This window comes from Advenella faeciporci, assembly GCF_014652395.1.
Lineage (GTDB): Bacteria > Pseudomonadota > Gammaproteobacteria > Burkholderiales > Burkholderiaceae_B > Advenella > Advenella faeciporci.
Map to the genome: position 1 here is coordinate 35,522 of NZ_BMYS01000018.1, position 24,082 is coordinate 59,603.

The window sequence follows — 24,082 nt, forward strand, 5'->3', positions numbered from 1 at the left end:
TAATACTCCATTGTATTACTTTAACCAATGCGGGTGGTGGTGGCTGGCAATAAGCGTATTTGTGATGGGGTAAGGGCAAGCGTAACCGCTTGGCCAGCTTTCATTTTTTGTTGGTCCGAGAAATGGGTTTGGTCGGCGGTAATCAGGGTATTGCCCGATGTAATTTGGTAGCGCGTGAACTCACCCAGAAATTCACTGGCCTCTATGATACCCGGTAGCCAAATGAAATTTGGATCCTGCCGGGTATCGGCAGGATGGATTTGCAGGGTGTGGGGACGAAAACTGGCAGCCAAAAAATCTCCCTCCGGGACGTGGCCGTTTACAGGAATGTGCAGTTCCCCAATCGCATCGACATAAATGGAAACCTTGCTGGCATCGCGGGCGGTTACCCTACCTTCCAGTGTATTCATGGTGCCAACAAAATTGGCTACAAAGCGGTTGACCGGATAGTCAAAGAGGGCAGTGGGCGTGCCAATTTGCTGAACGATCCCGTGATCCAGAACGGCCATGCGGTCTGCTGTTGTCATGGCTTCTTCCTGGTCGTGGGTCACAAAAATAGTGGTAATGCCAAGCCGGCGTTGTAACGATAGCAGTTCGCGTCGCATCTGTATCCGCAGCTTTTTGTCGAGGTTGGAAAGCGGTTCGTCCAGTAACAGTACCTGTGGTTCAATCACAATGGTTCGTGCCAGCGCAACCCGCTGTTGCTGACCGCCGGAAAGTTCATTGGGGCGGCGTTTGGCAAATTGAGACAGGCCAACCAGTTCCAGGGCTGAAGCGGTTTTTTCCTTGATTTGCGTTGATGGCAATTTGCGTTCAACCAGACCAAATGCCACATTATCCCAGACCGATAAATGTGGCCACAATGCATAACTCTGAAACACCATGCCAATATTGCGTTTATGGGGTGGTGTGTGTGTGATGTCACTGCCATCAAGCAGCAATTGTCCGGCATTATGCTGGTTGAAGCCTGCAATCAGGCGCAGCAAGGTGGATTTTCCCGAACCCGAGGGGCCGAGCAAGGCAAAGAATTCGCCGGGTTCTATCCGGATATTAATATCTTTCAGTACTTCATTGTTGCCATAGGAAAGGCAAATGTTTTTGCATTCAACACTGACTTTTTTCATTTTTTAAGTTCCTTTGCGTTTTTCTTATTCTGTTCTGGCCGGACGCGTGCGCATGGCATTGCGCTCAACAATCAGGTGTGAAATATAGGTACCAATAGCGACCACAACAATCGCCATAACACCCAGGGCTGCACCCGGGCCACGTCCTGATGCGCTTTGCATGTACAAATAGATGCCATAGCTCATGGGAGCGTCACTGTCACGGGTAACCAGCATGATGGTGGCAGAAAGCTCAACCGCTGCGGTAATGAAACTGGTGACAAAACCGGCCAGAATACCGCCCGCCATTAAGGGAACAACCACGCGCTGAATGATTCTGCGGCGGGTTGCCCCCACCGAGGCTGCGGCTTCTTCCAGGGAAATGTTGATTTGCTGCAGGGCTGCAATACAAGATCGCAAGGCGTAAGGCAGGCGCCTTACCGAATAGGCCAGCATGATAATGATCCAGGTTGAAGTAAGCATCGTGTCGGTACCCGGGATTTCAAGGCCGCGAAACGTACGCAAATAGCCAATAGCCAGCACAATTCCGGGTACGGCCAGCGCCGCAGAGGCAATCCAGTCCAGCCAGCGGCGTGCGGGCAGCCGGGTGCGTAAAATCAGGTAGGCAATGGCAGTGCCCAGGACAATGTCAATCCCGGCCGCCAGGCTGCAATACAGCAGGGTATTCATGATCATGTCATTGGAGTGGGTGAAAACGGCGGCATAATGGCTCAGGGTATAGCCATCGGGCAAGGGGGCATAACTCCAGACCGTTGCAAATGAAAGCAGCAACACACCTATGTGGGGTGAAAGTACCAGCAATAGCACCAGGAAAATCCAGCCATAGGCCAGGATGCTTTCAGTTTTATTAAGGGTGCGTTGCTGCAGGGAGTTGCCGCCTTTCTGAATGGTTGAAAAATCCTTGTCTTTAAGTACCCGGGCAGAAAGCCATAGCGCCAGAATGGAAAATGCAATCATGAGTACGCTAATAACGTAACCCAGTGGGTCATCCAGTCCCACCTGGGTAATACGCAGGTAAGCTTGTGGCGCCAGCATATTGGTGATGCCAAGGACCAGTGGGGTGCCCAGGTCATCAAAAACCTTGACAAAAACCAGTGAGGCACCGGCAACATAACCGGGCAGTGCAAGCGGAAAAATAACCCGTCTGAACAGGCGCCAGCCTTTTGCGCCCATATTCAGGGCGGCCTCTTCCATGGCACCGTCAATATTGCGTAAGGCAACCGTCAGGTTCAGCAATATAAAAGGAAAGTAATGCAATGACTCGACAAAAATCACCCCGTTCAGGCCATCCATGACAGGTACTGAAAAATTGAACCAGTCTTGCAAAAGCAGGTTGACTGTACCCGAGCGGCCAAAAATAAGTTGCAGGGCAACAGCACCCACAAAAGGCGGCATAATTAAGGGAAGCACCCCCAGGGTTTGAATGATCAGGGCACCCCTAAAACGAAAGCGTACCGTAAAATAAGCCAGCGGTATGGCAATCAAAGAGGCAAAAATGACTGACATGACAGCGACATAAAGGCTGTTGTAAAACGCTTCTTCAAGTAAAGGTTGGTGAAAGAATGCGCCAAAGTGCCCCAGTGTCAGACTGCCGTCAAAGTCGGTAAAGGCAGTATAGAAAACCGTGACGACAGGTATCACCAGAAACAGGGCCAGGAATGCCAGGATGAGCAATGCAATAATAGTCAGGCCTGGCGGAAATCTTGTATTTATTGTGGTCATGCTTGAAAGTCCAGTCGGGTATGCCTGTCCCAGTGGGGCATACCCGTAGATGAGCCTCAGGAAACTACACGCCAAACGATTGTGCGTTATGCGTTGCTTGCCTGTTTGGCCAGCTCAATCGCTTTTTTGTAATTGGCTTCAGCTTGACTGTTCCATTCACCTTGCAGTTTTGAGATTTTCTGGCTCACTTGTACGTCTTTTTTATCACCCTGAAAAATAGCCTGGATTTCATCCGACAAGGCCTGATCGGCGGTAATCAGTGGAGACCAGGCCAGTTTTTTGGCTTCATCCAGCAATGCTTTTGCCTTGTCACTGGCGTTGTCACCCAGTTTCTTTTCGGCATCCAGAATGGCCTGAGTGGCTTGCTGAAGCTCTTTGTGGCGGAAGGTAATAGTTTGGTCAAACAAGGACTGAACGACGTAATAACGCTTTTGCGAAAGATTGGTGTCGAAGTGAACTTTGCTGCGCTCAGCCAGTTTGATCGGATCGGGGTAGCCCTCGGGAATATTCTCCATTTTTTCGTAGGGCAAAACAGGCAGGCGTGATATTTCGGGTTTCAGCAATAATGCCTGTCCTTCCTTGCCAAGTGCAAATTGAATGAATTTTTTGCCTTCTTCGGTATTTTTTGCGCCACTGATCAGCCCGATATTGGCCGGTACGATCGCGGTTGTTTCCGGGTAAACAAATTCAACCGGAAATTTTGAAAACTTGCTGGACAGTCCGAAAAAGTCAATGACCGGGCCCGCACCAAATTGCCCGTTATTGATGCCATCGGGGACGCCAAACGAGCGTTCGGTTAATGCGCTGCTATTGCCTGCCATACGAATAATGGTATTCCAGCCTTGATCCCATCCCTCACCCTGCAAAATGGTTTCAACAGTCAGGTGCTGTGTGCCCGAGCGTGATGGAGACGTCATGCCAACATTGCCAAACCATTCCGGCTTAAGCAAGTCGTGCCATTCTTTGGGTTCTGTCAGGTTTTTGGCTTTAAGAAAGCGGGTGTTATACATAATGCCGTAGCCTGCCAATGCCTGTCCCAGGAATAAGCCATTGGGATCATTAATGGGGAAGCTGCCGATTTTATCGGGGACGTCAGGATTGGAAATGTCGCCCGCTTTTTCAAGCATGCCGGCAGCCCCCAGGACTTCAAAGGCATCGGGGGCGCTAGCCCAGAAAACTTCGGGGCGTTGACCGGCAGGTGTTTCCCGGACATAGGCAATCCCTGAAACGGTGTTCTTATTTAATATTTCAAGTTTGATGTCAGGGTTGGCTTTTTCAAAAGCGCTTTTATAGGCTTGGGTGAGTTCTTTGGGAAAAGATGTGATGATGGTAACTGTGCCGGCAAAAGCGCCAGGGGCGCTGGCAAGCATCATGGTTAAAAAGGTGCATTTGAGCCTTTTTTTCAGCTTGGCTTTCATGGGTTTGTCTCCTGGTGGTTGGAATAGTGCTTTTTTATATGAGCCGCAATATAAATGTCACAATACGATTGATTGATTAAATTGTCTAATAGTGGTTGTCCCTAGTTTTCCTGCCATATTTGCTTGCCACCAAAGCCCTTCAGGACGTACACTTTGCTTCCAGCATTTGTCTGAAATAATTTAAAGGGAAAGAAATGTCTGGAACTTATTTTCCAATCTGGCGCAAGGTTGATGAACTTGAACCTGGTCAGGTTGTTGCGCCTGATGAATATCTGCCTGCAGGGCAAACCGTGGCCATGGGGATTCAGCACGTGGTTGCCATGTTCGGTTCAACGGTACTGGCACCCTTGTTGATGGGTTTTGATGCCAACCTGGCTATTTTAATGTCGGGTATAGGTACGCTTCTGTTCTTCCTGTTCGTGGGGGGAAGAGTGCCCAGTTATCTGGGTTCCAGTTTTGCTTTCATTGGTGGAGTGGTGGCGGTTACCGGGTACGCCGGTTCAGGACCCAACCTTAATATCGGGGTGGCATTGGGGGCCATTGTTGCCTGCGGTGCGGTATATACCCTGATCGGTCTTATCGTTTGGTATGCCAACTCACGGGGCAATGGATCAGCCTGGATAGAAAAACTGATGCCCCCGGTTGTCACTGGGGCGATTGTTGCCGTGATTGGCCTGAACCTGGCGCCCATTGCCGCTAAGGGGGCGATGGGTAGCGGCAGCAATTTCGAGGCTGCCATGTCAATCATGACTATTTTATGTGTGGGTATTATTGCTGTTTTTACGTCAGGTACAGTCCAGCGGCTGCTTATTCTGGTGGGGCTGATTCTGGCCAGCGTGCTGTACTGGGTCTTTGCCAACGTCATGGGACTGGGGCAGGCTATTGACTTTACTGCCATCCAGAATGCGGCCTGGTTTGGTTTGCCTTCCCTGGCTACCCCTCAATTCAGTCTTTCAGCCATTTCGGTTATTGTGCCGGTGGCGGTCATTCTGGTTGCCGAAAACCTGGGGCATATTCGTGCGGTCAGCGCCATGACCGGGCAGGATCTGGACAAATATCTGGGGCGCGCTTTTGTGGGGGATGGTGTTGCGACCATGCTGTCAGGCTCGGTGGGCGGAACAGGGGTCACTACCTATGCCGAAAACATAGGCGTAATGGCCGTGACCCGCATCTATTCAACGATCGTGTTTGTCGTTGCCGCTTTGTTTGCCATTTTACTGGGTTTTTCTCCCAAATTTGGTGCCCTGATTCACAGTATCCCTGCGCCTGTGCTGGGTGGCGTTGCAGTGGTGGTCTTTGGTCTTATCGTTATTGCAGGTGCCCGCATCTGGGTGGTTAATCAGGTTGATTTCAGTGACAATAAAAACCTGATTGTGGCGGCGGTAACCATGATTCTGGGCGCTGGAGACTTTAAGGTTTCCATGGGGGTTTTTGAGCTGAATGGTATTGGTACGGCCACTTTTGGTGCCATTTTGCTATATGCCTTATTGAATTGCCGTGCAAGTAAGCATTGAATTTTTGCGCTGAAAAAACAGGTTTGACGTTTGTTCGTGCTTTTTGGCGACATAAAAATGTCTTTTAATTAAATGACTTGCAATTTTAATCAAATTTAAGCACAATTGTGATTAGTTCCCCGGTTCAGAGTGAACCGGGGAAATTTTTTGTCTTTCAAAAAGACGCGTGTTTATTTGTAACGCTCTGTATTTATCTAACAATAATGCGGGGCGTTTAGTTTTTTATGAGTGTGTGAAATTATGGCAGCTATTCCATTAACGGCGCGTGGTGCAAAGCGCTTAGAAGAAGAATTGCACCGCTTGAAAACAATCGAACGGCCAAATGTCATTGAAGCCATCTCCGAGGCACGTGCCCAGGGAGATTTGTCTGAAAATGCCGAGTACGATGCCGCACGTGAGCGCCAGGGTTTTATCGAAGGCCGCATCCAGGAACTGGAGGGCACTTTGGCCAATGCACATATCATTGATCCGGCTACGCTGGAAGTAGATGATCGTATTGTGTTTGGTGCAACGGTTACGATCGAAGATCTGGGCTCCAGTGAAACGGTGACTTACCAGATTGTGGGTGATCTTGAAGCGGATATTCGCCAGAACCTGATTTCCGTTTCCAGTCCGGTTGCCCGTGCGCTTATTGGTAAATCGGAAGGTGATGTGGTCATGGTCAATGTACCCGCCGGAGAGAAAGAGTTCGAAATCATCGAGATCGAATATAATTAAACAAATCGTTGTTTCAGGATTTTATGCTTGCCATAGCATGAAATTGCATGCCACGCTTTATTAAAGGGCTGGCATTTTTGTTTTTCAGTCGTCAAAAGAAAAGCCAGCTTGAGGGCTGGCAATTGTCAACGAGGTTATACCTGCTCAGGGATCTTGCTGTAATAACTGCTGGCAGTTTCTGCCAGTCAGAATATTGGCATTAGCGGGAGCCGCGGCGTGTTGTGCTGCTGCGGCGTCCGGCTCGCAAAGATAAGGCACTGCCAGCACGGCGCGGAATGTTATGGGCCGGGCGACTGGCAGGCGATTTGGCCACAGGTTTACGAACTGGTTTTTGATTGTCGGAAGCCAGCGCATCATTACCCTTAAAGGTTGTTTTGCGGCGCTTGTCTTTAATGCTTTTGCCGGCGGCTGCCAGTTTTTTGGGTGTGTAAGGTTCGGAAGGTTTGCGATAACTGGCCTGTTGGGGTTCTGCTTCGTTTTCTTCAAAAGCACGGTTGGACGAGCCGTGACGATATAAAATAAGCGTTTTGCCCAAATGGTGAATATTGGCACAGGAAAGTGTGTCGCAAATCTGATTCAACATATCAATGCGAGCTTGCCGGTCGTCTCCTGCGACGCGGACTTTGATCAGGCCATGAACCGTCAGGCTGGTGTCGATTTCTTTCAGGACTGCTTCGGTCAGTCCGTTATCGCCAATCAGGACAACCGGTTTCAGTGGGTGGGCGGCAGAGCGTAAGGCGCTGCGTTCTTTAGATGTTAATTCGAGTATAGGCATAAGTTAGGAAATACGGCAATGGCCAAAAAGAAATTCTCAAAAGAGTGGATCCATCAGCACATTAATGATCCATATGTGAAAATGGCTCAGCAAAAAGGTTACCGGGCACGTGCTGCATTCAAGCTGATCGAGATCCTGGATTCAGAAAAGCTCATGCGTCGGGGGGATATTATAGTCGACTTGGGCTCTGCTCCGGGAAGTTGGTCGCAAGTTGCACGCGAAAGATTGGTTGGGCCGGGTGGTGTCATGGACGGCCGGGTTATTGCACTTGATATTTTACCCATGGAACCGATTGCCGGGGTGGAATTTCTTCAGGGTGACTTTCGTGAAGATGAGGTTCTTAACCGCTTGCATGAGCAAGTTGGCAGTCAGCAGGTAGACTTGGTTGTCTCTGACATGGCTCCCAACCTTTCTGGTGTAAGTTCGGCCGATTCGGCCCGTATCCAGCATGTATGCGAGCTTGCCATGGATTTTGCGCTTAATCATCTTAAGCCCGAGGGCGCGCTCATTGTCAAGGCGTTCCATGGTAGCGGCTTTTCACAAATTGTGGAAATGTTCAAGCAGCACTTCAAAAGAGTGGTGGAGCGCAAGCCAAAGGCCTCGCGTGATAAATCATCAGAAACTTTTCTGGTTGCCCGCGGTCTGAAGAAACCCCGGGAGCAAGATCTGCAAGATTAAACAGGCTTGCAATTGGGTTTTTTGTCCCAATCTAATATTTAGTACCCGCGTATTTCGATACATTTTAATTCATTCGAAATATGCACTAATTCTATCTTTTTTATTTCTATGATATAGAATGTAATCAGGTGCAATCTTAGTTTTTTTTGTAGTTTTTATGAGTCATAAAAATTGCAGCTCTAAATTTCATGCGGGAGAGCTGATCTTTGAATAATTCCTTTTCCAAATTCGCCATGTGGGCCATTGTTGCCTTGGTGCTTTTTACTGTCTTCAAACAGTATGACGGCCCGGCACGTACCAACGATGGTGTCAGTTACAGCCAGTTCATGGCTGATTCCAAACAGGGCAAGATTTCCAGTGTGGAAATTCAGGGTGATACCCTTTATGTGACCCCTAGCGGTGGTCGTCCTTATACTTTAACCTCTCCGGGTGACCTCTGGATGGTTGGTGATTTGGTGCGTGACGGCGTCAAGGTTACCGCCAAACCGCCAGAACAGCCTTCGTTTTTATTAAGCGCCATTATTTCATGGTTCCCCATGTTGCTGTTAATTGGGGTCTGGTTCTTTTTCATGCGCCAAATGCAGGGCGGTGGCAAGGGCGGTGCCTTCAGTTTTGGCAAATCCCGTGCCCGCATGCTGGACGAAAGCACTAACCCCATTACTTTTGCTGATGTGGCCGGGTGTGATGAAGCCAAGGAGGATGTTAAGGAGTTGGTCGATTTCCTGCGTGACCCTTCGCGCTTTCAGCGTTTGGGTGGTCGTATTCCCCGTGGCGTGTTAATGGTTGGTCCTCCTGGAACCGGTAAGACTTTGTTGGCCAAGGCTATTGCCGGTGAAGCAAAAGTACCGTTCTTTACCATTTCGGGTTCCGATTTTGTTGAAATGTTCGTGGGTGTGGGCGCTTCCCGTGTTCGCGATATGTTCGAAAACGCCAAAAAACACGCACCGTGCATTATCTTTATTGACGAGATTGATGCGGTTGGACGTCAGCGTGGCGCTGGTGTGGGGGGTGGTAACGATGAGCGCGAGCAAACGCTCAACCAGATGCTGGTTGAAATGGACGGTTTCGAGTCCGGTCAAAGCGTTATCGTGATTGCTGCAACCAACCGTCCCGATGTGCTTGATCCTGCCTTGTTGCGTCCAGGCCGGTTTGACCGCCAGGTCGTGGTAAACCTGCCCGATGTACGTGGTCGTGAGCAAATCCTGAATGTACATATGCGTAAAGTGCCCTTGGCACCTAACGTAGTGGCTTCAGTTCTGGCTCGTGGCACACCTGGTTTTTCGGGCGCAGACCTGGCCAACTTGGTTAATGAAGCCGCCTTGTTTGCCGCGCGTCGTAATGGCCGTACCGTCGACATGATCGATTTTGAAAAAGCCAAAGACAAAATCATCATGGGTGCCGAGCGCCGTTCTATTGTCATGCCCGAAGAAGAGCGTAAGAATACGGCTTACCATGAGGCTGGTCACGCCATTGTGGCAAGCATGCTGCCTAAAACAGACCCGGTCCACAAGGTTACCATTATTCCTCGTGGTCGTGCCTTGGGTGTTACCATGCAATTGCCTGAAGGCGATCGTTACAGCATGGATAGGGAACGTTTGCTTAACACCATTGCTGTACTGTTTGGTGGCCGTATTGCCGAAGAAGTGTTCATGAATCAAATGACCACCGGTGCTTCAAACGACTTTGAGCGGGCAACCGCCATTGCACGTGACATGGTTACCCGCTATGGGATGACAGACTCATTGGGCCCAATGGTTTATGCCGAGAACGAAAATGAAGTCTTCCTTGGCCGAAGTGTGACAAAAACCACACATATGTCTGAGGCCACCATGCAGAAGGTGGATACTGAAATTCGCTTGATTATCGATGAGCAATATGCCATTGCGCGCAAGATTATCGAAGAGAACAGCGATAAAATGCATGCTATGGCCAAAGCGCTGCTAGAGTGGGAAACCATTGATGCGGATCAGATCGAAGACATTATGAAAGGTCGTGATCCTCGTCCGCCTAAAGAGCCTGATGCACCGCATGATTCCGCTGGTATGCCCCCGCCAACAGGCACGGCTCCCAAAGGTAAAGACAGCGATAGTCCGGCAACTGCCGTGTAATAATAATATTTTTACTGAATGAATAGTACATTCCTTTGCGGGCGCTTTGAACTTGGGTTCGAGCGCCCTTTAATTATGGGGATAGTGAATATCACGCCCGATTCCTTTTCGGACGGTTCACATCATTTTTCAACTAATGCGGCCATTGATCATGCCCTGGGACTGGTCGAGCAAGGTGCAGATATCCTGGATATCGGTGGTGAGTCCACGCGTCCCGGTTCCGAGCCGGTAAGCATACAGGAAGAGCTGAACAGGGTCATTCCCGTTATAGAGGGGCTGCGCAATTGTGGCGTACCTTTATCCATTGACACTTTCAAACCCGAGGTGATGAAGGCAGCCTTGCAGTCGGGGGTTGATTTAATCAATGATATTTATGCATTAAGGCAGCCAGGTGCCCTTGAGGTTGTTAGTGAATTTCCACATTGCGGAATTTGCATCATGCATATGCACGGTGAGCCTAAAACCATGCAAGTCAATCCGCCTGATTACGGCAATAACATTACTCGTGAAGTGGCTGCTTTTTTACGGGACAGAATGAAAATTATGCTGCAAAGCGGGATTGATCCTCGTAGAATTATGATCGATCCGGGTTTTGGTTTTGGTAAAACAGCCGCACAGAATTTTCAGCTGCTACGGGAAATGGCTGACCTGAATGAATTGAAAGCGCCCATACTGGTGGGGGTTTCCCGAAAAACAATGATTGGCGCTGTTACCCATAAGCCGGTAAATGATCGTCTGTCAGGAAGTATTGCCGCAGCGTTGGCTGGGGTTGCCCGGGGGGCGGTGGTTGTCAGGGTGCACGATGTGGCCCAGACGCATGATGCGCTGGCCGTATGGAATGCAGTTGAATTTGGAGTTAATGAATGAGCCGTAAATATTTTGGAACCGATGGAATTCGGGGTGAAGTGGGTGGAGAACTGATTAATGCCGCCTTCGCATTGCGATTGGGGTATGCGGCAGGACGTGTGCTGTCCAAGAATCATCAGGGAGGGGGGCGTCCTATTGTCCTGATCGGCAAAGATACCCGAGTTTCGGGTTATATGCTCGAATCAGCCCTGGAAGCGGGTCTTAGTGCGGCAGGCATTGATGTTTTTCTGGCAGGCCCTATTCCCACGCCTGCGGTTGCTTATTTAACCCGTGCCTTGCGATTGACTGCCGGTGTGGTGATTAGTGCCTCGCATAATCCTTATGATGATAACGGGATTAAATTTTTTTCCGGTCAGGGCACCAAACTGCCCGATGACGTGGAAGAGGAAATTGAACGGGCCATTGATGAACCCGTTGGTTGCGTGCGTTCAGAAAAAATTGGCCGGGCAAGGCGGATTGATGATGCGGCAGGGCGCTATATCGAATTTTGTAAAAGCACGTTTCCAAACGAATTGGACTTGAAAGGCCTGAAAATTGTGGTGGATGGTGCGCACGGCGCCGCCTATAATATAGCTCCGCATGTTTTTCGTGAGCTGGGTGCCGAGGTTATTGAGATTGGTTGCCACCCTGATGGTTTTAATATTAACAAGGATGTCGGTGCCCTGTACCCCGAAAAACTGGCCGCCACGGTTAGCGCCCGCGGTGCTGATTATGGCATTGCCCTTGATGGTGACGCAGACAGGATTCAGATGGTTGATGCCGATGGACGTATTTATAATGGTGATGAATTGTTGTATGCCATTATCCTTGAACGGCTTAATCAAGGAGCGGTCAAGGGTGTGGCGGGTACGCTAATGACCAATTACGGTTTTGAAAAACAAATGAAAGCCCTGGGTATCCCCTTTGAACGTGCAAAAGTGGGTGACCGCTATGTGCTGGAAGCCATGCAGAAAAATGGCTGGTTATATGGTGGTGAAGGCTCCGGGCACCTGTTGTGTTTAGATCATCATACAACAGGTGATGGTATTATTGCCGGTTTGCAAGTGCTTAAAGGTTTGGTTCGCAGTGGAAAAAAACTGTCCGAGTGGATTGCCGATCTTAAAATGTATCCTCAGGTCATGATCAATGTCCCTTTGGCCAAAGAAGTGAAATGGGAGTCGCATGCCGGGCTTCAAGCTGCCCGTGAGGCAGTGGAAAAAGAGCTTGGCAGTCGCGGTCGTGTCTTGATCAGGGCTTCCGGTACAGAACCCAAACTTCGTTTGATGGTCGAGGCTGAGAATTATGATTTGGCCAAACACTGTGTTGATCAGCTTGCTGCCGTTAATTTGTCTTGATTACAACAGCATCACGCCAGAAAACAAATAAAGTACAATGCTTTTCACAAACACCTTATGTTTCGTGTTTGTGAAAAGTTTTTGTCAAATGAGATCGGTATGATGTCATTGTTAATCATTGCGTAGGAAAATAAGCTAATGCAAGAACTATTGCGTACAGATACGGATACGGCAAATCAGGATGAACCTGGGTTGGTTTTGGGGCTTGCAACAACACCGGAAGAACTTGAGCAGTTGCAAAGATTGCGTTTCGATGTTTATACAAAAGAAATGAACGCTGTTTTTCCTGATGCCGTTGATGGCGTTGATGTTGACCGTTATGATCAATGGTGTTATCACTTAATGGTGTGTGATGTAAAAACCGGTAAGGTTGTGGGCACTTATCGTGTCATGACACCCGAAAAAGCCATTGAAGCCAAAGGTTATTATTCGGAATCCGAGTTTGATATTTCCAGCCTGGATCATATCCGTCACTTATTGTGTGAGTGTGGTCGTTCCTGTACTCATGCCGATTATCGTAATGGTTCAGCCATAATGATGCTTTGGACGGGTCTGACCAAATTTTTACATCAAAGAAATTATCGGTACATGCTGGGTTGTGCCAGTGTCAGCCTGGCTGATGGTGGTGTGCAGGCCTCACAGGTGTGGCGTGCCGCAAAAGCTGAAATGGACAAACATCCGGAATTGCCAAGGGTAACGCCGTTAAATCCATATCCACTTGAAAAGCTTGATGCGACCGGGGAAGTGAAGATTCCACCGTTAATTAAGGGATATCTTAAAATTGGTGCCCGTATTTGTGGTGAGCCTGCCTGGGATCCCAATTTCAATGCAGCGGATTTCCCGATTATTATTGATATTGAAAGTATGGATCCGCGTTATCGTAAACATTTTGGCATAGATTAACTTCGGATTTTATGCCAATGGCCTCACTGGCTGACAAGTGAGGCCATTGTTTTATTGGTCATTGGAAATAGTCATTAGCTATGCCGGAACTACCTTGAAGGTTAAATTGGCATCAGCCTGTTTCCATTCCGACGCTTCCAGCTTAAGGCTGTACTGCGTTAACGGATGATGAGCCAGCCACTTGCTGGAGATAATCACCGAGACGGTTTTTCCATCTACTTCCAGTCTTAAAATTTCCGGGTTAATAAGTTGCCGGCGACGCAGAAACAAAGCGGCGAGTCTTAAACATAACAGTGCAAGCCATTGGTTTCTTGTGGGTGTGTGCGAGTTTATTTTATCAAGGCGGCCTTGGTGACCCAGCGTCAGTAATGAAAGAATACTTTGGTCTGCTTTGGAAAACCCTGGCATATCGGCATTGCCCAACACATAGGCGGTGTGTTTGTGATAGGCGTTTTGTGAAATGCTTAAGCCCACTTCATGTAAATCGGCAGCCCATCCCAGGGCCTGTCGTAATTCACTCGCCAGGGGGTCTTCAAGCTTCAATTGGTCAAAAAACTGAAGGGAAAGCTGCTTTACACGAGTGGCTTGTTTGATATCTATGTGATAGCGCCTGATGAACTGCTTGACCGATTCATCACGTTTGTCAACAGCAGCCTGCCGCCCCAGCATATCGTAAAGTACACCTACCCGAAGCGCACCTTCACCCTGAAGCATGCGTTCTATTTTAAGCTCTTTAAAGGCGGATATCATAATGGAAAGTCCTGCGGGCAACACTTCCATACGATCAATTTTAAGACCTTTCAGTTCGGGGGCTTTGGCAGAACCGTAGCGAATCAAGACTTTCTTGAGTTTTTGCATGCCATCAAGGGTGATGCCTTTTTCCGAGAAGCCGGATTCTTCCAGGGTGGCCACTAAGGCCTTTGCGGTGCCGGAAGAGCCATAAGCTTCGGCCCAACCCATTCTTTGGAATTGTTTGGAGATGGCCTCCAGCTCTTTGCGGGCAGCAATTTCTGCATGGGCAAAACCTTCAGCTGTCACTGCGCCTTCTGGAAAATAGGCTTTGGTGAAGCTGACGCAGCCCATGCTTAAAGATTGCATGAGTTTGGGTTCAAGGTTTTGACCAATAATGAATTCTGTTGAGCCTCCGCCAATATCGATCACGAGGCGTTTTTCGTCTGATGGTGGCAGTTCATGGGCCACACCCGAAAAAACCAGCCGTGCTTCTTCATGACCGGCAACCACTTCAATCGGGTAACCTAATGCAGCTTCAGCGCGAGGCAGGAATTCCTTGATATTGCGGGCAACCCTAAAAGTATTGGTGGCCACTACACGAACGCGGTCGGGAGGAAAGTTTTCTATTCGGTCGCCAAACCGTTCCAGCACGGCAATAGCTCTTGCAATCGCTTCCTCACTAAGAATCATGTTCTCATCAAGGCCGGCTGCCAGGCGGACCGTTTCTTTCAGTCTGTCCTGTGCATAGATTTGTGAAATACCTTCACGCTGCACAATGCGTCCGATAGAAAGCCGGAAACTGTTGGAGCCCAGGTCAACGGCAGCTAATAAGTTATTTTGATCCATGCGTTTGCTGTCTTAGGTGTTTAGTTGCGCTATTTTAGTAAAAAAAAATATGTATTTTGTATAAAAGAATAAATGCCAAAAAATTTAAGCGACATTCGTAGAAGTTTTGACTGACTGAGTAAGTGGGGCAAACGTAATTGGGCAGGTTATGTGACTTGCGTGGGGTGAATGTGTGCCAATGAGACAGGAATAATTAAATTAATGAAAAAAAGGCACTTACATGACATTGTCATTAAATGGTAATTTATATAGTGTATAAGCAACAAATAAAAAATTAAATCATTTGTAAGGTAATCATGATCGAGAATAGCCAGGAAGATGTGTCGCCTCCCAATTTTCTGAATCGGGAGTTGTCTTTACTCAAGTTTAACGCCAGGGTATTGGGGATGGCTGAAAACGAAAATACGCCACTACTAGAGCGCTTGCGATATATATGTATTGTCAGTTCCAATCTGGATGAATTTTTTGAGATCCGGATTGCCAGCCTTAAAGAGCAGGAGAGACGCAATCCTCGGGTGATTGGTGATGATGGTTACACACCCGGTGAGGCGTTTGATTTGGTGCAAAAAGATGTGCATGAGCTGGTCAAACGGCAGTATTTCTTATTAAATCAAAGCATCTTGCCAGCCTTGCGTGAGAAAGGGGTTTATATTTACAAGCCCCAGGAGTACACCGAAGGCATGATGGCCTGGGCCCGTGAGGTGTTCCTTGAGGATGTGATGCCTTTATTGACGCCCATCGGGCTTGATCCATCCCATCCATTTCCCCGGGTCTATAACAAAAGCCTTAACTTTATCGTTTCACTATCGGGTGTTGATGCGTTTGGACGTAATTCTTCCATTGCCATTGTTCAGGCACCGCGTGCCTTGCCGCGACTGTTAAAAATTCCTGAAGAAGTGTGTGGGCAAAAACACGGTCACACTTTGCTGTCCAGTCTGATGCAGATGTTTGTTGGAGATCTGTTTCCAGGATTGGAAGTCAAGGGACTGTATCAATGGCGGGTGACCCGCAACAGCGACCTTTATGTCGATGAAGATGAGGTAACCGATTTGCGGCAGGCTTTGCAGGGAGAGTTGTCCCAGCGCAACTTTGGTGCCGCGGTTCGATTGGAGATTGCCGAGGATACCCCTGAAGAGCTGGAGATTTTCCTCCAATCCGAGTTTGCACTGACACCGCTTGACACATACCGTACTGCGGGTTCGGTTAACCTGACCCGCATCATGCCGCTGTGTGATATTGATGCGGGAACCGATTTGGTGTTTCCAGGGTATAGGGCAAAAATTCCATCACCCTTTGACAAAATGGAAGATCATCCTGAGCACATGTTCAGTGCGATCGCCAAGGAAGATCTGCTGTTGCATCATCCGTACCAATCTTTTGATCCGGTCATTGAATTTCTGACGGCTGCTGCCGTGGATCCGGCCGTGGTCGCGATCAAGCAAACCATTTACCGTACCGGTGAAGACTCGGAATTGATGCGTTTGCTGGTTATGGCTGCCAAGTCGGGCAAGGAAGTTACTGTAGTGGTAGAACTGATGGCTCGCTTTGATGAACAAACCAATATCAATTGGGCCGCCAAGCTTGAAGAGGTTGGGGCGCATGTGGTTTATGGGGTGGTTGGTCATAAAACCCATGCAAAAATGGCCTTGGTATTAAGAAGGGAAGGGCGACGCATTGTACGCTATGGTCACCTGGGTACCGGTAATTACCATCCGCGTACAGCCCGTTTGTATACCGACTTTGGCATGCTGACCGCCAACCGGGAAATTACCGAGGACATGGATAAGATATTCTCCCTGTTAACCGGTTTGGGGGCCCGGCGCCCACTGAAATTGTTGCTGCAGTCTCCTTTTACCCTGCATGGAAAAATGCTAACGCTTATTAATAATGAAGCGGAAAATGCACGTCAGGGTAAAAAGGCGCGTATTATGGCCAAAATGAATTCCCTGCTGGATATTCAGGTGATTAATGCCCTTTATGAGGCAAGTCAGGCAGGAGTGGAAATTGACTTGATTGTGCGCGGCGTGTGTGCATTGCGTGCCGGGGTTGCCGGTATGTCTGAAAATATTCGCGTGCGATCCATTGTAGGGCGCTTCCTTGAGCACTCCCGGGTATTTTATTTTTATGACAATGGTAAAGAGCAGGTCTATCTTTCTTCGGCTGACTGGATGGAGCGCAACTTTTTCCGTCGTGTGGAAGTCGGATTCCCTGTTTTAAATCCTGCGCTGAAAAAACGGGTTATTGCCGAGTCATTCACTTATGCGCTTAAAGACAATGTACTGGCTTGGGAGCAGCAACCCGACGGCAATTACCAGCGTGTCAGAAACCGTCGCCAACCATTTAATTTGCAAAATCATTTAATGGGATTGCTGGGTAAATAATTCTTTCCCCCGGTCATCACCAGGCACCAGCCGGGCCTGGCTCTGAAAACGTGGGCAAATTCAGGAGGCCTAAAGCTTGTTGACATTTGTTCACGTTTTTTGTCTGATGTAAAAATTCAACATCTTTCTTTTAATTTATTGATTAATTAGGGTTTTTGGGGATTGTGATCTAGACAAGTCGCAAGCGAATATGCAAGAACTGTCACAATCATGTCATATTTGGGATTTACTATGTCGTCATTGGTATCAAAATCCATTTCCACTTTTCTCGAAAGGAAAAACAATGTTGAAGCATGCATTTAAACGCGTTACATTGGCAGTCGCCTTAGGCACTGCTGCTTTTTCAGTACAGGCCGCCAGCACAGTAACTGGTGCAGGTGCTTCTTTCCCATACCCTATTTATGCAAAATGGGCATCTGAATACGCAGCACAAACCGGTAATAAAATCAACTACCAGTCAATTGGTTCGGGCGGCGGTCAACAGCAAATTATTGCTAAAACCGTCGATTTCGGTGCTTCTGATGATCCAATGAAAGCTGACAAACTGACAGAAAACAATCTGCTGCAATTTCCTGCTGTTATTGGCGGTACAGTACCTGTTGTTAATATCGACGGTATCAAACCAGGTGAATTGAAACTGTCAGGTGCTGTTCTGGCCGATATTTTCCTGGGTAAAATCAAAAAATGGAACGATCCTGCTATCGTTGCCCTGAACGCCGATCTTAAACTGCCAGGCGCCGACATTGTTGTTGTTCACCGTTCAGACGGTTCAGGCACCACCTTCGGCTGGACCAACTACCTGTCTAAAGTTTCTGCCGAATGGAAAGAAAAAGTGGGTGAAGGCAAGGCCGTTAAATGGCCAGTAGGTCAGGGCGGAAAAGGTAACGAAGGTGTTGCCGCTTACGTGGGTCAATTGAAAAACTCGGTTGGCTATGTAGAGTACGCTTACGCAAAACAAAACAACCTGTCCTGGACACAATTGCAAAACCAGGATGGTAAATTTGTTCAGCCAGAACAAAAAGCATTCGCAGCAGCTGCCGCCAATGCTGACTGGAAAGGTGCCCCAGGTATGGGTGTTGTATTAACTAACGAACCCGGTGCGGAATCCTGGCCTGTTACTGCAGCTACTTTCATCCTGGTGCATAAAGTTGCTGAAAAGCCCGAGCAAACTAAAGCAGTGCTGTCATTCTTTGACTGGGCATTTAAAAATGGTGCCAAAACAGCCGCCGAGCTGGACTACGTACCTCTGCCAGAAGCAGTTACCAGCCAGGTTCGTGATGCATGGGCATCTGAAATCAAAACAACTGGCGGTGAAGCAGTTTGGAAATAAACAACGGGTTGTTCAATTAATTGGCTAACCTTGTCTGAAAAACATGGCGGTTTTTTAAAAAACCGCCATGTTTTTTGCAAAATTCAAAAGTAGAGTCGAGAATGAGCGCTACAATAACCCCTTCCGTTTCTTCAAATATTAAAACTGCTGATTCAGCCATGAAAAAAGATATCCCACCAAACCCGACAAGTAAAAATGCACTTGCAGATGGTTTGTTCAAAGGTACAGCCAGGTTTTTCGCCTTCTTCGTCTTTATTTTGCTTGCAGCCATCATGGTTTCCCTGGTTTATGGGAGTCGTGAAACCATTGCCGCCTATGGTATGTCATTTTTTACCACAAATGACTGGGATCCGGTCAATGACGTATATGGCGCTGTTGTACCCATTTTAGGTACTGTGATAACCGCCTTTATTGCACTGCTTATTGCAGTTCCCGTTTCTTTTGGTATTGCCATGTTCCTGACCGAACTGGCCCCGGCATGGTTGCGCAGGCCATTGGGGGTTGCCGTAGAAATGCTGGCAGCGATTCCCTCCATTATTTATGGTATGTGGGGTCTGTTTGTTTTTGTGCCTATTTTCCAGGAGTATATTCAGCCCGGCATGATTGCCGTGCTTGGCAATATTCCTGTCATTGGCGGCTTCTTTTCGGGCCCTCCTTTTGGTATTGGCCTGTTCACCGCCGGTCTCATTTTATCCATTATGATCATTCCCTACATTGCCTCGGTCATGCGTGATGTTTTCGAGGTGGTGCCAACCATGCTTAAAGAATCCGCTTATGGCCTGGGCGCTTCAACCTGGGAAGTCATGTGGAAAGTCGTATTGCCTTATACCCGCAGCGGTGTCATTGGTGGCATCATGCTTGGTTTGGGGCGTGCACTGGGTGAAACCATGGCAGTTACTTTTGTCATTGGTAATGCTTTCCGCTTGCCTGACAGTATTTTTGCACCGGCAAACTCCATTGCCTCTGCCATTGCGAACGAATTCAACGAGGCAGGTGGTTTGCAAAAATCAGCCTTGATCGAACTGGGTCTTATCCTGTTCCTTATTACGACCATTGTTTTGGCGCTTTCCCGCTTGTTGCTCGCTCGTGCAGCCAGAGGTGAAGGCAAGAAATCCTAAGCGTACCGGATACAAAAAATGAATACACAATCTACATTGCATGCATCTGTGCCTGTGAAGTCGTTGCTTAACAACGATAACGCCCTGTATAGAAAACGTAGCAAAATCAATAAAGTCATGTTAACGCTGTCTTCCATTACACTGGTTTTCGGCTTGTTCTGGCTTTTCTGGATTATTCTTACCTTGCTGCTTAAAGGTGGTGCGTCCCTGTCTTTTACCCTGTTTACCGAAATCACCCCCGGACCGGGTGATTCGGGAGGCTTGGCCAACGCCATACTTGGTTCCGTGCTTATGTCGGCGGTGGGCACCATTATTGGCACGCCTATTGGCATCATGGCAGGCACCTATCTGGCCGAATATGGCAGCCGTGGCTGGTTGGCACCGGCTACCCGTTTCCTGAACGATGTCCTGCTATCAGCCCCTTCCATTATTATCGGTTTGTTCATTTACTCCTTGTATGTGTCCAATGTGGGTCATTACTCCGGTTGGGCAGGAGCGCTGGCCTTATCCATTCTGGTTATTCCGGTTGTGGTGCGCACCACCGACAACATGCTTTTGCTGGTGCCAAACAGCCTGCGTGAAGCCGCTGCTGCGTTGGGTTGCCCCAAATGGCGTATTGTGACCATGATTTGTTACCGTGCTGCGCGCTCAGGCATTATTACCGGCATTTTGCTGGCAGTGGCCCGCATTATGGGTGAAACGGCTCCCTTGCTGTTTACCGCATTGTCCAACCAGTTCATGAGCTGGAACATGAATGCACCAATGGCCAACCTGCCAGTGGTTATTTATCAATACGCGGCCAGTCCCTTTAAAGACTGGAACGAGCTGGCCTGGGCAGGAGCAACCCTGATTACCCTGCTGGTATTGGGCCTGAATATCCTGGCTCGCAGTTTGTTCCGTAAGTAAACAGATTATCGATATACAGATTTTAGGAAATTGAAATGGAAAATTTGGTTCCAGTCGATGAGACAAAGATCGAAGTTAAAAACCTGAATTTTTATTATGGTGGTTTTCACGCGATCAAAGACGTAAACATGCGTATTGCCCGTAACAAGGTAACTGCTTTCATTGGTCCTTCAGGCTGTGGCAAGTCTACCCTGTTGCGTACCTTCAACCGCATGTTCGAATTGTATCCAGGCCAGCGTGCAGAAGGTGAGATCAACCTTGATGGTGAAAACCTGCTCACCACCAATACCGATATTTCATTGATTCGTGCAAAAGTGGGAATGGTTTTCCAAAAACCCACGCCGTTTCCCATGAGTATTTATGACAACATCGCTTTTGGTGTCAAGTTGTTTGAAAAACTCAGTAAGGCTGAAATGGACGAGCGGGTTGAATGGGCCTTGACGAAATCGGCTTTGTGGAATGAAGTAAAAGACAAGCTGGGTCAAAGTGGTAACGGCTTGTCGGGTGGCCAGCAGCAGCGCTTGTGCATTGCACGTGGTGTGGCGATTAAACCCGAGGTTTTATTGCTTGACGAGCCTTGTTCGGCACTTGATCCTATTTCAACCGTAAAAATCGAGGAATTGATTACCGAGTTGAAAAAAGACTATACCGTTGCCATCGTGACCCATAACATGCAGCAGGCAGCCCGTTGTTCCGACTATACCGCTTACATGTACCTTGGTGAACTGATGGAATTTGGTGAGACAGAGAAAATCTTTGTTAAACCACAGCGCAAGGAAACTGAGGATTACATTACCGGCCGTTTCGGTTAATGTTGCTATAAATGTGAATGGCGTGTAGGTGGTTCGGTGCTTTCCATGGTGGAAAGCTGCCTGAAAATCCCACAATTTTCAACCGCCTGCGCCGTTTCACATTGCTTTTGTAACGCAATCAGCTGCTCTTTCAGGTAAACCAGTTCCTGAATCCGGGCATCCACATGTCCCAGGTGTTCATCTATTACCTGGTTAAAGCAGGCGCAATTGCCATTGCTTTCATCCTGCACCATTAACAGTGTGCGAATCTCATCATGCGTCATATCCAGTGAGCGGCAATTGCGGATAAACCGCAGTCGTTTAACATGCTCATCGCCATAGTGGCGGTAATTGCTGGCATTGCGTTCAGGCTTGGGTAACAAGCCTTCTTTCTCGTAATATCGAATGGTTTCCGCTTTGCAGTTTAGCAAACTGGCCAATTCACCGATTTTCATGAAATACTCCCGAAAATGCTTGACCTTGTAGTTACTACAGGGTGTCTAATCATTATAAATGAATAACCGCATAAATGGAGTAAGTCATGTCAGGCTGCTGCCAGCAACATAATCACGATCATAAACATACTCATCACGACCCCAAAGAAACAACACAGGGTTTAAGGGATCTGCCGCCTCAACAGGTGGCGGGTGATGCAGTGCAAACCCCCATTCGTATCATGCAAATGGATTGTCCTACCGAAGAGCGTCTTATCAGGACCCGACTTGAAAATACCGCAGGGGTAATGGCCATGAATTTTAATTTGATGCAGCGGGAATTGCTGGTGCTGCATCAACCTCATGCCTTGGACGCTATTCTTGACGCGATTAAATCGTTGGGCTTTGAGCCACAAACCGCAGCAATAGACGTGGTGCCTTTAAAAAACAGCATGCGGGAAAGCGGTTTTTCTTTAGGCTGGAAACTCCCGGTGGCTGCCATTTTGGCGATTGCTTCAGAAGTCACGCATTGGGTAGGGGGGCCGTGGATATTCTCTGCCTTGCTGGCGGTACTGGCCGTGGCGTTATCAGGCTTGGGAACTTACCGCAAAGGGTTTATTGCCTTGCGGAACTTACAGTTAAATATTAATGCGCTCATGGCTATTGCGGTTAGCTGTGCGTTGTTAATCGGACAATGGCCCGAGGCCGCAATGGTGATGGTGTTGTTTAGTATTGCCGAGTTGCTGGAATCCAGGTCACTGGATCGTGCCCGTCTTGCCGTGAGTAACTTGCTGCAAATGGTGCCGCAAACTGCCTGGGTTTATCAGGTAGATAAAGACTGGCTGGAATTGCCGGTAGGACAGGTAAAAACAGGGGATCTTGTACGGGTGCGCCCGGGTGAGCGGATTCCTCTTGACGGAATGGTCATCAAGGGCAGCTCCACGGTCAACCAGGCGCCCATTACTGGCGAAAGCCTGCCCGTTGACAAGCAGCAGGGGGACGAGCTGTATGCCGGTACCATAAACCAAGGTGGTCTGCTGGAGTTCAAGGTGGGCACTTTGGCTGATAACAGCACTCTGGCCCGGATTATCAGGGTGGTTGAACAGGCCCAGGCAAGCAAAGCCCCCTTGCAACGGTTTGTGGACCAGTTTGCCCAATACTATACGCCTGCGGTTTGCCTGCTGGCTTTGTTGGTGGCCGTTTTTATGCCCTTTGTCATGGGAACCCCCTGGCTTGATGCCATCTACATGGCACTGGTGCTGTTGGTGATTGCCTGCCCTTGCGCCCTGGTGATTTCAACACCGGTTACCTTGGTAAGCGGCTTAACCGCTGCGGCACGGCATGGTGTGCTGGTTAAGGGGGCTGCCTATCTGGAAAAAGGCCGGAAATTGCGTTGGCTGGCGCTGGATAAAACAGGGACCATCACGCAGGGTAAACCGGTGCAAACCGATATGATACTTATGCCTGAAAACCTGACCTTTACCCGGGCTTCAGAAAGCGGTCGAGATCAGGATGAGGTGAGCCTGGACGAAATCGGGGTACGAAAAACAGCAGCCAGTCTGGCAGCTTTGTCCGATCATCCAGTATCCATGGCGGTGGCACAGGCTGCCCGCAAAGACGGTTTGCTGACCTATCCGGTTGAGGGTTTTCAGGCTTTGGCTGGCCGGGGTGTGCAAGGTGTCATTAATGGTGTGGAATATATGCTTGAAAGCCCACGTCGTGCGCTTGAACAGGGTTTGCTTGATGCTTCGGTAATACAGACCGTACATGCTTATGAAAACCAGGGTAAAACAGTCGTGTTATTGTATTGCCTGAACCGGGTAATAGCCGTATTTGCAGTGGCGGATACGGTCAGGCCCGATAGCCGGCAAGCCATTCAGCGGCTGCATGAGCAGGGCGTTAAAACGATCATGCTGTCAGGGGACAACCCTCAAACCGTGCAAACCATTGCCAGTCAGGTAGGCATAGATCGTGCGCTTGGGCAGCAAATGCCCGAAAACAAGTTGGATGTGATTGTCGATTTGCAAAAATCCGGTATGGTGGGTATGGTTGGTGATGGTATTAACGATGCGCCAGCCCTGGCGAGGGCCGAGATTGGTTTTGCCATGGGGGCAATCGGCACGGATACGGCGATTGAAACGGCGGACGTTGCCTTGATGGACGACGATTTGCGCAAAATACCTCGTTTTATTGAATTGTCCCACGTTACTTATCGGGTGTTGGTGCAAAATATTGTCTTGGCACTGGGGATTAAGCTGGTGTTCTTGCTGCTAACCCTGGGCGGAATGGGATCCATGTGGATGGCGGTTTTTGCAGATATGGGGGCCAGCCTGCTAGTGGTGCTTAATGGGCTTAGGCTACTGTCTTTCAAGGCCTCTTCTTAA

General features: G+C 48.6%; 20 protein-coding genes. 13 read left to right on the forward strand and 7 right to left on the reverse strand.

Annotated features, from left to right (window positions below; translation table 11 throughout):
* Positions 1-20: 20 nt before the first annotated feature.
* From IE074_RS11730 to IE074_RS11740, 3 genes are all read right to left on the reverse strand, one after another.
* Positions 21-1,124, reverse strand: a complete 1,104-nt coding sequence (locus IE074_RS11730) for an ABC transporter ATP-binding protein (protein WP_189385649.1) — start codon at positions 1,122-1,124, stop codon at positions 21-23.
* 24 nt (positions 1,125-1,148) lie between these two features.
* The gene (locus tag IE074_RS11735; RefSeq protein WP_189385650.1) at positions 1,149-2,846 is read right to left on the reverse strand and encodes an ABC transporter permease; all 1,698 of its coding nucleotides are present in this window, start codon (positions 2,844-2,846) and stop codon (positions 1,149-1,151) included.
* A gap of 86 nt (positions 2,847-2,932) precedes the next feature.
* Positions 2,933-4,219: an ABC transporter substrate-binding protein gene (locus IE074_RS11740; RefSeq protein WP_189385683.1), complete on the reverse strand. Its 1,287-nt coding sequence runs from the start codon at positions 4,217-4,219 to the stop codon at positions 2,933-2,935.
* 239 nt (positions 4,220-4,458) lie between these two features.
* Here IE074_RS11740 and IE074_RS11745 point away from each other — a divergent pair, with 239 nt between their 5' ends.
* The gene (locus IE074_RS11745; protein WP_189385651.1) at positions 4,459-5,778 is read left to right on the forward strand and encodes a solute carrier family 23 protein; all 1,320 of its coding nucleotides are present in this window, start codon (positions 4,459-4,461) and stop codon (positions 5,776-5,778) included.
* A 240-nt stretch (positions 5,779-6,018) separates the two neighbouring features.
* Positions 6,019-6,495, forward strand: a complete 477-nt coding sequence (greA, locus tag IE074_RS11750) for a transcription elongation factor GreA (RefSeq protein WP_189385652.1) — start codon at positions 6,019-6,021, stop codon at positions 6,493-6,495.
* Between the two features lie 199 nt (positions 6,496-6,694).
* On the opposite strand, the gene IE074_RS11755 is transcribed toward greA, so the two are convergent.
* Positions 6,695-7,270: a YhbY family RNA-binding protein gene (locus IE074_RS11755; RefSeq protein WP_189385653.1), complete on the reverse strand. Its 576-nt coding sequence runs from the start codon at positions 7,268-7,270 to the stop codon at positions 6,695-6,697.
* 18 nt (positions 7,271-7,288) lie between these two features.
* Between IE074_RS11755 and IE074_RS11760 the strand changes: the two genes are divergently transcribed.
* The 5 genes from IE074_RS11760 (at position 7,289) to IE074_RS11780 (ending at position 13,160) form a co-directional block, all read left to right on the forward strand.
* Positions 7,289-7,948: an RlmE family RNA methyltransferase gene (locus IE074_RS11760; RefSeq protein ID WP_189385654.1), complete on the forward strand. Its 660-nt coding sequence runs from the start codon at positions 7,289-7,291 to the stop codon at positions 7,946-7,948.
* Between the two features lie 206 nt (positions 7,949-8,154).
* A complete protein-coding gene (gene ftsH, locus IE074_RS11765) occupies positions 8,155-10,056 on the forward strand; it encodes an ATP-dependent zinc metalloprotease FtsH (RefSeq protein WP_308429761.1) in 1,902 nt (633 codons plus the stop codon).
* An 18-nt stretch (positions 10,057-10,074) separates the two neighbouring features.
* Entirely contained in the window at positions 10,075-10,923 is an 849-nt protein-coding gene (folP, locus tag IE074_RS11770) for a dihydropteroate synthase (protein ID WP_189385655.1), read from the forward strand.
* Positions 10,920-12,257 (forward strand): phosphoglucosamine mutase, encoded by a 1,338-nt coding sequence (gene glmM / locus IE074_RS11775; RefSeq protein ID WP_189385656.1) that lies wholly within the window; start codon positions 10,920-10,922, stop codon positions 12,255-12,257. The genes folP and glmM overlap by 4 nt, the downstream gene beginning before the upstream one ends.
* Positions 12,258-12,395: 138 nt before the next feature.
* Entirely contained in the window at positions 12,396-13,160 is a 765-nt protein-coding gene (locus tag IE074_RS11780) for a GNAT family N-acetyltransferase (RefSeq protein WP_189385657.1), read from the forward strand.
* A 78-nt stretch (positions 13,161-13,238) separates the two neighbouring features.
* On the opposite strand, the gene ppx is transcribed toward IE074_RS11780, so the two are convergent.
* On the reverse strand, positions 13,239-14,738 hold the full coding sequence (gene ppx, locus IE074_RS11785; protein ID WP_189385658.1) for an exopolyphosphatase: 1,500 nt from the start codon (positions 14,736-14,738) through the stop codon (positions 13,239-13,241).
* Positions 14,739-15,034: 296 nt separating this feature from the next.
* Here ppx and ppk1 point away from each other — a divergent pair, with 296 nt between their 5' ends.
* Together ppk1 and pstS are read left to right on the forward strand one after the other, a co-directional pair.
* A complete protein-coding gene (gene ppk1 / locus IE074_RS11790) occupies positions 15,035-17,119 on the forward strand; it encodes a polyphosphate kinase 1 (protein WP_189385659.1) in 2,085 nt (694 codons plus the stop codon).
* A gap of 283 nt (positions 17,120-17,402) precedes the next feature.
* Complete coding sequence (pstS, locus tag IE074_RS11795; RefSeq protein WP_189385660.1) at positions 17,403-18,449, forward strand: phosphate ABC transporter substrate-binding protein PstS; 1,047 nt, start codon at positions 17,403-17,405, stop codon at positions 18,447-18,449.
* Positions 18,450-18,465: 16 nt separating this feature from the next.
* Here pstS and IE074_RS11800 read toward each other — a convergent pair whose 3' ends face one another.
* Entirely contained in the window at positions 18,466-18,720 is a 255-nt protein-coding gene (locus IE074_RS11800; RefSeq protein WP_189385685.1) for a hypothetical protein, read from the reverse strand.
* Between IE074_RS11800 and pstC the strand changes: the two genes are divergently transcribed.
* The 3 genes from pstC to pstB are packed head-to-tail and all read left to right on the forward strand — an operon-like array spanning position 18,608 to position 21,285.
* Positions 18,608-19,567: a phosphate ABC transporter permease subunit PstC gene (gene pstC, locus IE074_RS11805; protein WP_189385661.1), complete on the forward strand. Its 960-nt coding sequence runs from the start codon at positions 18,608-18,610 to the stop codon at positions 19,565-19,567. The two genes, IE074_RS11800 and pstC, sit on opposite strands and share 113 nt — an antisense overlap.
* Before the next feature lie 18 nt (positions 19,568-19,585).
* Entirely contained in the window at positions 19,586-20,473 is an 888-nt protein-coding gene (gene pstA, locus IE074_RS11810) for a phosphate ABC transporter permease PstA (RefSeq protein WP_189385662.1), read from the forward strand.
* A 35-nt stretch (positions 20,474-20,508) separates the two neighbouring features.
* Positions 20,509-21,285 carry a phosphate ABC transporter ATP-binding protein PstB gene (pstB, locus tag IE074_RS11815; protein ID WP_169295231.1) on the forward strand — a complete coding sequence of 259 codons (777 nt, stop codon included), beginning with the start codon at positions 20,509-20,511 and terminating at the stop codon, positions 21,283-21,285.
* A 5-nt stretch (positions 21,286-21,290) separates the two neighbouring features.
* Here pstB and cadR read toward each other — a convergent pair whose 3' ends face one another.
* The gene (gene cadR / locus IE074_RS11820) at positions 21,291-21,719 is read right to left on the reverse strand and encodes a Cd(II)/Pb(II)-responsive transcriptional regulator (RefSeq protein ID WP_189385663.1); all 429 of its coding nucleotides are present in this window, start codon (positions 21,717-21,719) and stop codon (positions 21,291-21,293) included.
* An 86-nt stretch (positions 21,720-21,805) separates the two neighbouring features.
* On the opposite strand from cadR, the gene IE074_RS11825 reads away from it, so the two are divergent.
* Positions 21,806-24,082 (forward strand): heavy metal translocating P-type ATPase, encoded by a 2,277-nt coding sequence (locus IE074_RS11825; RefSeq protein WP_189385664.1) that lies wholly within the window; start codon positions 21,806-21,808, stop codon positions 24,080-24,082.

What these genes read in the sequence shown, in the direction of transcription:
- IE074_RS11730 (WP_189385649.1), bottom strand. Translation starts at nt 1,124, where the DNA reads ATGAAAAAAGTCAGTGTTGAATGCAAAAACATTTGCCTTTCCTATGGC.
- IE074_RS11735 (WP_189385650.1), bottom strand. Translation starts at nt 2,846, where the DNA reads ATGACCACAATAAATACAAGATTTCCGCCAGGCCTGACTATTATTGCA.
- IE074_RS11740 (WP_189385683.1), bottom strand. Translation starts at nt 4,219, where the DNA reads ATGATGCTTGCCAGCGCCCCTGGCGCTTTTGCCGGCACAGTTACCATC.
- IE074_RS11745 (WP_189385651.1), top strand. Translation starts at nt 4,459, where the DNA reads ATGTCTGGAACTTATTTTCCAATCTGGCGCAAGGTTGATGAACTTGAA.
- greA (WP_189385652.1), top strand. Translation starts at nt 6,019, where the DNA reads ATGGCAGCTATTCCATTAACGGCGCGTGGTGCAAAGCGCTTAGAAGAA.
- IE074_RS11755 (WP_189385653.1), bottom strand. Translation starts at nt 7,270, where the DNA reads ATGCCTATACTCGAATTAACATCTAAAGAACGCAGCGCCTTACGCTCT.
- IE074_RS11760 (WP_189385654.1), top strand. Translation starts at nt 7,289, where the DNA reads ATGGCCAAAAAGAAATTCTCAAAAGAGTGGATCCATCAGCACATTAAT.
- folP (WP_189385655.1), top strand. Translation starts at nt 10,075, where the DNA reads ATGAATAGTACATTCCTTTGCGGGCGCTTTGAACTTGGGTTCGAGCGC.
- glmM (WP_189385656.1), top strand. Translation starts at nt 10,920, where the DNA reads ATGAGCCGTAAATATTTTGGAACCGATGGAATTCGGGGTGAAGTGGGT.
- IE074_RS11780 (WP_189385657.1), top strand. Translation starts at nt 12,396, where the DNA reads ATGCAAGAACTATTGCGTACAGATACGGATACGGCAAATCAGGATGAA.
- ppx (WP_189385658.1), bottom strand. Translation starts at nt 14,738, where the DNA reads ATGGATCAAAATAACTTATTAGCTGCCGTTGACCTGGGCTCCAACAGT.
- ppk1 (WP_189385659.1), top strand. Translation starts at nt 15,035, where the DNA reads ATGATCGAGAATAGCCAGGAAGATGTGTCGCCTCCCAATTTTCTGAAT.
- pstS (WP_189385660.1), top strand. Translation starts at nt 17,403, where the DNA reads ATGTTGAAGCATGCATTTAAACGCGTTACATTGGCAGTCGCCTTAGGC.
- pstC (WP_189385661.1), top strand. Translation starts at nt 18,608, where the DNA reads ATGAAAAAAGATATCCCACCAAACCCGACAAGTAAAAATGCACTTGCA.
- IE074_RS11800 (WP_189385685.1), bottom strand. Translation starts at nt 18,720, where the DNA reads ATGGCTGCAAGCAAAATAAAGACGAAGAAGGCGAAAAACCTGGCTGTA.
- pstA (WP_189385662.1), top strand. Translation starts at nt 19,586, where the DNA reads ATGAATACACAATCTACATTGCATGCATCTGTGCCTGTGAAGTCGTTG.
- pstB (WP_169295231.1), top strand. Translation starts at nt 20,509, where the DNA reads ATGGAAAATTTGGTTCCAGTCGATGAGACAAAGATCGAAGTTAAAAAC.
- cadR (WP_189385663.1), bottom strand. Translation starts at nt 21,719, where the DNA reads ATGAAAATCGGTGAATTGGCCAGTTTGCTAAACTGCAAAGCGGAAACC.
- IE074_RS11825 (WP_189385664.1), top strand. Translation starts at nt 21,806, where the DNA reads ATGTCAGGCTGCTGCCAGCAACATAATCACGATCATAAACATACTCAT.